Consider the following 8,625-nt stretch of genomic DNA (forward strand, 5'->3'; position numbering starts at 1 on the left):
AGGTCAAGGACGTAACACCCGCAGCCTGGGCCAAGACCCGGCGGATCGACGGTCAGCGGAAAGCGGCATAGTTGTCGAAACCAAAAGGCAAGCTTAGACCGAGGGCACTCGGCGCACCGCTAACGATCAGCTTGCGATTATGGTCGCCTCGGTCGTTAAGTCTGGCGTTAAGGACCATCTGTTTTACACCCGCGATCCAGAAGAGTTTTCTCGTCGGGCCGACAGCCTTGTGGCAGGATACACCTTGTTTTCCCCTGCATATCAGATTCAGCGTGACCCAGCATGGAGCATTTATCACGACTTCCCATGAGACATGATCCTGCACCATAATCGGTGAAAAAAACGGAATGCAGGCAGCGGCTCGAATGGCATCTGTCGTGTTATCGACGCCTCCCGCTCGCCGTCGCCTGATCTGGATCGTTAGGCTCAATGTCTCATGAAACGTGTTCACATCACCTGGGCTTATTCTGCCCTGTTCGCCTGCGCTTTAACTTTTGCTTTGGGAATGCAGTTCCAGAAGATGCGAGGTTATCATTATGAATTGCGCTCGGAGAAGCGTGTTCCCTATGCTGAGGGCACGGTTGCCATCAAGTATGTGACTGAAACCATGGGCCTTCCGTTTCTAGATCCTGGCACCTCGATTGTTACTCTTGAGCGGGAGTCGGGAGGCGAGACCACCATCTATAAGGCGCGACGGATTTTCCAGGAATCATACCCGTATGTAAGCGATGTGAAGGTAAACGGAGATGAGTTCGAGTGGGACGACGGGGACAATCGATACCATCTGCGCATCTCCTCGCTTCAGAAAGACCATTCAAAGTAGTGTCCCTGCCGGGATGCATCAATGAATGCATGACGCATTTGCCCTCCTGTTCCGGGGTTGTCACCCCCGGCTTGCCCTGGTGCCTCCGGCACCCAGCAGCGGAAGAAACGAAAAAGGGCTACCGCTTTGGTCGCCCCGTGGGTGTGGATGGGTGGGCCTTCGGGCCGTGGATCACTTCTGCTTGGCGTAGTCGGCGTAGGCTTCGGCGATCTTGCCGGCCTTTTCGTCGCCATCATGGAAGACGAAGCGGTGACGCAGGGTGATCTTCTCGCCCTTCTTGAGGGTCATCGCGCCGGTCTCGGCCTGCACTTTGAGCTGGGAGAGGCCGAAGGGATTCGCGGTGAACAAACCATAAGTGCGGACATGCCAGGGGGTGGGGTGGCGGAAGCTGCTCGGATGATTGAGCATGGCGACGCCGACGGCCTTGCCACCGACGGTGCCGTGGTAATCGACCCAGGTGGCGCGTTTGCCCCAGGCGGCTTCATCGGTCACGCCCTCGCTGTTGATGATGTGGCCGGTGCCTTTGCCGCCTTCTTTGCCTTTATCCACGGCCATCTCGGTGGGGACGCGGATGCTGAGACCAGCGTCCTTTTTGTCATCGACGATGATGTCGCCCTCGCTGGCGATGAGGACGATGTCCACGTCGATGAGGCGGTTCGCGCCCTGCACGGCGAAGACGTACTCGCGCACTTCTTCGGAGGTCTTTTTGCCAGCGGCATCGACGTAATCGGAGACGGTGCGGATGATGGCCTTTTCGCCGCCTTCCATCTTGGTGATCTCGCGCAGCTTGATGGCGCCGAGGTGCTCGATGCGCTCGTTGGTCTTCTTGCCTTCGCCAAAGGTGGCGCGCTCGGCCCAGGTGTCATAACCGGCGATGCTTTCATGACCGAAGTTCAGGCCGCGATGATGCGGGTGGTCGTGCTGCTCGCCTTCGACGGTCTTCATGGGATAGGCGCGGGTCATGGTGACGCCGCTGGTGCCGATGATGGGCCAGAGGTAGGTCTTGTTGGCCTGATCGACGACGAGCTCGGTGAGGAACTCGCCATCGAGTTTCACGATGGCACCGCCGGTGGGTGTTTTATCGACGGTGAAGGTGGCGGCGCCGAGCGGTGTCAGCGCGGCGAGGAGGGAAAGGACAAGGAAGGAGGTGATCTTCATGGCAAGGGCTGGATGAGAGGGCAAAGAACGCCTCTTTGCCAGCGTTTCTTCCCACCACCCACATGCGTCCCATCCTTTCCGCCCTTTTCCTTCTTTCCATCCTGCCGCTCCAGGCTCAACTCAGCCCGAATGGAGCCACGGCTTCGTTTAAAGGCAGTCTGCCGCCGAAGCCTGTCGCCGCTTTGTCTGCCGAGCAGGAGGCAGCAGCGGAGAAGACACTCACGGAAGTTCAGTCGGCCTTTGAGGCGGTGAAGAAACATCCCCGTTCGGCGGACGCGGCGATCTTTCTCAAAGCGGTCCGCTACGCGCTCGACTTCGACGAGTGGTATGACAAGAAGCCTGAGGACAACCTCAAGAAGGTGAACGCGCTGCTCGATGAAGCGAAGAAGCGCATCGCCTCCCTCAAAGATGGCAAAACACCATGGATGGATGGCGCGGGCCAGAAGGTGCTCGGCTTCTACTCGAAGCTCGATGGCTCCGCACAGCCTTACGGCGTGGAGATTCCCGAGGGTCTGGAGATCGGCAAGAAGGCTGTGCCGATGTGGATCTGGCTGCATGGTCGTGGCGATACGGCGACGGATCTGCACTTTGTTTACAGTCGCCTGATGGCGAAGAAGCCGGGGCAATTTCAGCCCGCGGGCAGCATCGTGATTCATCCCTTTGGCCGCTACTGCAATGGCTGGAAGTCTGCCGGTGAGGTGGATGTCTTCGAGTCCCGCGATGACGCCATCGCCCGCTTCAAAGTGGATACGAATCGCATCGTGCTCGCCGGGTTCAGCATGGGCGGGGCAGGGGCCTGGCATCTCGGCGCGCATTATCCTGACCAGTGGGCCTGCGTGCATACCGGGGCCGGCTTCGCCGATGTGAAGCGCTACCAGAAGCTCACGCCGGACAAATATCCCGTGGCTTATGAGCAGACGATGTGGGGCTTTTACGATGTGCCCGACTATGCGCGCAACTTCCTGAACGTTCCCCTCATCAGCTACAGCGGCGAGCTGGATGCACAGCGCGACAGTGCCGAGTACATGATGGAAGTGCTCGGCAAAGAGGGCATGAAAACGCCGCATCTCATCGGTCCTGGCATGCCGCACAAATATCATCCTGAGACGATCAAAGAGGTGCAGGCGCTGATCGAGAAGGAGGTCGCCAAAGGCCGCAACAACTTCCCCGATGAAGTCCACATCCAGACGAAGACGGCTCTCTATGGCCGCGTGAAATGGATGAACCTCCACGGCCTGGAGCAAAGCTGGAAAGACGCCCGCCTCGACGCGAAGGTGCTTGATGGCAAGACGCTGGAGATCAAGACGAGCAACGTCTCCCGCATCGTCCTCTACCCGCCGCCGCAGGTGCGGAAGGGTGGCGACAAACTCACGCTGAAGATCGACGGGCAGACGCTGACCATGCAGATCGGACCCGAGTTGGCGAAGTTCGAGAACTTCCTCAGCCCCGGCCCCCGGGTGCCGAACTCACTCTGCCGCCTGATTAAAGAGAACGGCCAGTGGCGCGACTTCGGCAATGCCACGCCCTTCCAACACGAAGGCCCAGAAGGTGGCAAAGGCGGCGCGCATCCCGGACCGATGGACACGAGTTTCATGAAGCCCTTCCTCGTCGTGCTTCCCGATGGCAAATCGTCCTCTGCCGCCGTCGATGCCTGGGTGCAGGCCGAGTCCTCCCACTTCATTACCCGCTGGCGTGGCCTGATGCGTGGCGATGCACGTGTGGTGAAGGCTTCCGAAGTGAAGGATGTCTATGAAGCTGGCAAGACCCAGAGCCTCATTCTCTGGGGCACGCCGGAGTCGAACTCCTGCATCAAGGCCGTGCTCGCCAGCCTGCCTGTGCAGTGGGATGCGAAGAAGATCGGCATGAAGGGCAAAGCAGGCTTCGATGCCGCCACCCATGTGCCCGCTTTAACCTATCCCTGCCTCAAATCACCGGGCTTCGAAGTCGTGATCAATTCCGGCCTTACCTTCCGCGAGGCGCACGATAAGACGAATTCCCTGCAAAACCCGAAGCTCCCCGACTGGGCCATCTTGGACATCACTCAGCCACCGAGCGCCGAGAGCGCGGGGAAAGTCGTCGCGGCGGACTTCTTCGATGATCGCTGGCAGGTGAAGTAGCACGACTTTGCAAGTCGTCAGCAGGTGCAGCGAGATTCCATCTCGCCCAAGGAGCCGTCGTGCCAACGCAGATGGGCGTCATCGGCTCTGAGAATCTAAAATCGTGAATGTTGAACTCGATTCGTGCAGAGGCTGTCTCCCGCCTTGCACTTGAGGCGGAGTCCTCTAGTATCGCGCCCCTTTCCGATCTGATTTTTTGCTTAATGAAACCCACTGACGAACTCCTGCTCATTCCCCACGAAGAGGGATTCCGCGCGTGGCGGGCCAAAGCAGGGCAGATGCAGCCCGGTGAAACCGAGGCAAAATCCTGGCGTGGAGCCGAGTGGGTGGCGCTGCCTGCACGATCGACGGTCAGCGTGCCGATGCGTTTTCAGGGCGTGGAAGGAGCGCGACGAGACTCCGCTGCGCATCTCGAACTCGAAGCCGCAGGCTTCAGCAATGAGACCTCGGACTCGAACAACTTCGAGATCGTCGTCACCGGCGCACGTGAGGAGCGGGACCAGCCCATCTCGGCGATCATCCAGGTTTCCTCGCTGCCAGCCAGCATTCTGGAGGCTTCCGACGATGCCCGCTTCGCCCCATCCGTCGCCTTTCATCAGCTTCAGCCCGGTGAGGCTCTGATGTGGTATGAAGCCGGCGGACTTGTGATCGCCATCCCGAATGAACAGGGCTCTCCCGTTCACTGCCAGGCTCTGGCTGCGCGCGCGCTGGATGCCGATGCTGCCGCAGAGATCCGCTGCATCCTCGCCGCACTGGAGCTAGCGGGCATCTCTCCAGATCTCCAAAGCATTTGCGTCTCCAGCACGGATGAGACGGAGGACATCGTGCCTGTGAGTTTTGAAAACGGGCTCGACCTGCCCGTCTCCGTGCGCCGCGCGGGACCACCGATCCTGCCTTCGCAGAACTCACGGCTTGTGCCTGCGCCGGTGGTGCAGCTTCGTCACGAGCGCCAGCAGCGCCGTATGGTGATGATGGGCGTGGCAGCCTTCACTTTCGTCCTCATCGCTGCGCTTGGAGCCTTCGCCGCACGCGTGATGATTCGCGAACGACAGCTTGTGACTGAGTCACAGCGTCTCGATGCCCTGGAGCCCGAGCTTGCCGCCATCCGCGATGCGAAGGCGAGCTGGGAAGACCTGCGGCCTGCGCTCACGCCGGATCAGTATCCCGTCGAATCCATCTACCAGCTCATTCTGCTTCTTCCGCCCGAAGGCATCCGTGTCACACGCTTGGAGTTGAAGCTGGATGGCATCGTGATTGATGGCGAAGCCTCCTCGCTCGGACATGGCATCGAGTTTCGAGACAAGCTCGTCGCCTCCCCAGCTTTCAACCGCTGGCAGTGGGAGTTCCCCAGCCCCACAAGCCTGCCTGATGGGCGTGCCACCTTCCGCGCTGAAGCACGTCCCCAGGAAGCTGCTGGTGACGATGGATCGAACCAGGAGGTGACATCGCTATGACCGCCAGTGAACAAAGACTCGCCCTGGCTCTGGGAGTCATCCTGATCGGAGGTGGAGCCTTTATGGGACTGACCAAGCTCAAAGCATGGAAGCAGCGCGTGGACAGCGTGGCCTCGGATGTCGCCACGCGCCGGGCGGAAGCCGATGAACTGCTCGCCAAACAGGATTTCTGGGAGCAGCGCTCATCGTGGTTGGGCGAAAAACAGCCGCCCTTCACCAAGCCGGGCGAAGCCATCACGAATGTGCTGAACATCGTCGATGAACTCGCGAGCAAGCACGGAGTCAGCGTGCCACAGAAGCAGCCCAACGAACCCGGTGAGCGTGCGGGCATGACCTCTGCCGTCGTCACCCTGGTCGTGCGTGGCGAGATGAAGCCCGTGATGAACTGGCTGTACGAACTTCAGCAGCCTGGCAACTTCATCGTCGTCCCGGCCATGACGATCACGCCGAATGAAGAAGACTCAGCGAAGCTCGAAGTGAACATGCGCGTCGAGAAATGGTTCAGACTTCCACCCTCATGAAAGCACTCGTCCTCACTTGCCTTTTGATGACTGCCGCAAGCCGCGCACAGGATGCTGTCACACCCGTGGATGGCAGCAATGCCACACCCGAAGCAGTCCCATCCGAGTCCGTGGAGTCCGCAAACGTCGATGCCCCACCGGACGCCGAAGAAGACGGTCCGGCGATTCCCATCCCCTTTGATCTTTCCCGCTATGATTCCACCTGGGACAAGAACCCGTTCCGGCTCAAGGTTACGGCCATAGTCCAGACTACCGTGAACTGGGGCCAGGACTGGGCTCTGGCCAGCATGTCAAAATACAGCGGCAAGATTCGCATCAGCATCCGCAACAAGCAGACAAACGAAGTTAAACGCATCTACAACGAGCCCAAGGAAGGTGACGAATTCCGCCTCGTGGAGGCGAACTTCCACCGCAGCCGCAAGGAAGCCTCCGCCAAGATCGCCAAAGGCACCGAGGAAGCTGAGCTCAAGTACGACGAAAACATCGCCCCCGTGACGGTGAACAACACCATGCGGCCCGCGGGCGGCGCGCAAGGCCAGCCAACGGGCAACCCCGGTGCAGTCAATGCCCCCGTCCCGGTAGGAGCAAACCGGCCGGGGCTGATCAACAATAATGTCACCAAGCCCGTGATGCCGACCCAGAACGGGCGTGTCTTCAATGCCCCCAACATGCAGGGCGGGGTGTCCTCTGGCTTCAATCAGGGGGGCGGCATGATCAACCAAGGCACCGCCATTCAGGGCGGCGTCGTGAATCCCACACTTCCCGTCGGTGCTCCAGGCACCACGCCACCGACGATCTCCCGCCGCCGCCAGTTGATCCCGGCTCCCGTCGTCAATCCCCAGAGCAATCCATAAAGTTCAGCCGCTTATCTTTTCCAGCCAACCCCTGTTCCATTTTCCTGGCATGACCTATCTCAAACCCATCCTCTGCCTGCTCGGCGTCCTGCTGCTGGCCGCCCATGGCACGGCACAAATCCCGGCTCAGCCAGGTCGGAACCCGAACACCATCCCACCTCCCGGTGTTGGAGGCCCGGCTGTCCGCCAAGTTCCACGCCCAGGGGCGGTTCCAGGGAACCCAGCTCGTCCCGGTGTCGCAGCGCCAGCGAATGCAGGTGCTGCGGGCACTGAAAAGCAGGCCATGAAGGTGGATGACGCCATCACTGAAGATGGCGTGGAACTGCAGTTCCCAAACACACCCATCTCTGAAATTTTGCTTCTTTATGAGGACCTCACCGGCCTGAAAATCATCCGTGATGCCAATGCCGAGCAGGCCACCGTTTCCATCGAAACCACGGGCACGCTGCCGAAGGACAAGGCCATCATGTTCATTGAAAAGAGCCTGCTTTTGAATGGCTATGCCTTCACACCAGCAGGCGAAGGCATGGTCAAAATACTCGCCTTTGATGCGAAGAAACCCACGATGGAGGGCGCTCCACTCATCGACTCCGCGATGGAACTCCCGATGACCGATCAAGTCGTCAGCCATGTGGTGAATCTAAAATACCTGAACTCCGAAGATGCCACCAAGGCGATCGATCAGGTCATCCCGCGTCACAGCTACGGCGTCATCACCCCCGTGCCAAACTCCAAGGCGCTCGTCATCACTGAGAACAGCAACACCATCCGCTCCATCATTGATCTGCTGGAACGTCTGGACAACAAACCCTCCGAGACGGTCCAGAAGACCTTTCAGATCACCCGCTCAGATGCTGAGGATGTGAAGACAGCGCTTGATGAAATTCTTGGAAACGAAGAAAAGGGCAGCTCCGGCTCGGGGCGTGTGCCGAGCATTCCGCAAAACAACACTGGCGGCGCTCCCGTTCAGGCTCAGCAGCCAAACATGCAGCTGAATCCAAATGCAGGCGGGGCAGGTGGCCCAGCGTCTGAAGCCGCCCCGGCAAAAATCATCTCCATCGCACGGCGCAACTGCCTCCTTGTCATCGGCACGGCAGAACAGGTCGATTACCTGGGCAAACTGATCAAGGAGCTCGATGCCGCCTCCGAGTTGCGGAACTTCGCTTCCCGTCAGCTCAAGTATCTCGCCGTCGAATCCGCCATGCAGATCATCAGCGACGCCATCACCCGCACCGAAGGCGATGGAGAAGGTGGCGGCAGTGGTGGCGCAGGTGGCACCGGCACGAACAATCAAAACGGCCAAAACCGGACCAATCAGAACAACAACAACAGCAACAGCCTTTTCGGAAACAACAACAGTAACTCCCTCGGCAGCAATGGCATGAACAGCGGTTTTGGCGGTAGCGGTGGACTCGGTGGCGGCAGCAGCAGCATCGGAGGCGGGGGAGGAAACCTCACTCCACTGCGCCAGAACAACGGTCCAACTTCCATGCTCGTCGGCAAGACCCTGCTCATCTCCGACCCCGTGGCAAACTCCATCTTCGCCTCCGGCCCGCCGGAGCATCTGCGCATCCTCAATGAGATCATGGATGAACTCGATCACCGCCCCCAGCAGATCATGATCTCGGCCCTGATCGGCAATTACCAGACCAGTGAAGGGCGCGGATTCTCTCTTGAGGCTGCCTTGCGGGGAAGAAG

7 protein-coding genes and 1 pseudogene are annotated in these 8,625 nt (G+C 59.6%); 7 read left to right on the forward strand and 1 reads right to left on the reverse strand.

What is annotated here, in order from left to right:
* Positions 1 to 133 precede the first annotated feature (133 nt).
* A pseudogene (locus AC6FTP_RS23820) lies at positions 134 to 310 on the forward strand (DUF695 domain-containing protein); the annotation flags it as partial.
* A 126-nt stretch (positions 311 to 436) separates the two neighbouring features.
* The gene (locus AC6FTP_RS23825; RefSeq protein WP_497209407.1) at positions 437 to 823 is read left to right on the forward strand and encodes a hypothetical protein; all 387 of its coding nucleotides are present in this window, start codon (positions 437 to 439) and stop codon (positions 821 to 823) included.
* A 171-nt stretch (positions 824 to 994) separates the two neighbouring features.
* Here the strand turns inward: AC6FTP_RS23825 and AC6FTP_RS23830 are convergent, their stop codons facing one another.
* Positions 995 to 1,981, reverse strand: a complete 987-nt coding sequence (locus AC6FTP_RS23830; protein WP_497209408.1) for a DUF6807 domain-containing protein — start codon at positions 1,979 to 1,981, stop codon at positions 995 to 997.
* Positions 1,982 to 2,043: 62 nt separating this feature from the next.
* On the opposite strand from AC6FTP_RS23830, the gene AC6FTP_RS23835 reads away from it, so the two are divergent.
* From AC6FTP_RS23835 to AC6FTP_RS23855, 5 genes are all read left to right on the forward strand, one after another.
* Positions 2,044 to 4,098, forward strand: coding sequence for a prolyl oligopeptidase family serine peptidase (locus AC6FTP_RS23835; protein ID WP_497209409.1), 2,055 nt, complete (start codon positions 2,044 to 2,046; stop codon positions 4,096 to 4,098).
* 203 nt (positions 4,099 to 4,301) lie between these two features.
* Positions 4,302 to 5,552: a hypothetical protein gene (locus tag AC6FTP_RS23840; RefSeq protein ID WP_497209410.1), complete on the forward strand. Its 1,251-nt coding sequence runs from the start codon at positions 4,302 to 4,304 to the stop codon at positions 5,550 to 5,552.
* The gene (locus tag AC6FTP_RS23845; protein WP_497209411.1) at positions 5,549 to 6,073 is read left to right on the forward strand and encodes a GspMb/PilO family protein; all 525 of its coding nucleotides are present in this window, start codon (positions 5,549 to 5,551) and stop codon (positions 6,071 to 6,073) included. Before AC6FTP_RS23840 ends, AC6FTP_RS23845 begins: the two co-directional genes overlap by 4 nt.
* Complete coding sequence (locus AC6FTP_RS23850; protein WP_497209412.1) at positions 6,070 to 6,927, forward strand: hypothetical protein; 858 nt, start codon at positions 6,070 to 6,072, stop codon at positions 6,925 to 6,927. The genes AC6FTP_RS23845 and AC6FTP_RS23850 overlap by 4 nt, the downstream gene beginning before the upstream one ends.
* A gap of 49 nt (positions 6,928 to 6,976) precedes the next feature.
* The coding region (locus AC6FTP_RS23855) for a secretin N-terminal domain-containing protein (RefSeq protein WP_497209413.1) at positions 6,977 to 8,625 on the forward strand (1,649 nt) is incomplete at its 3' end.

It is taken from the genome of Prosthecobacter sp. (genome assembly GCF_044378005.1).
Classification (GTDB): domain Bacteria; phylum Verrucomicrobiota; class Verrucomicrobiia; order Verrucomicrobiales; family Verrucomicrobiaceae; genus Prosthecobacter.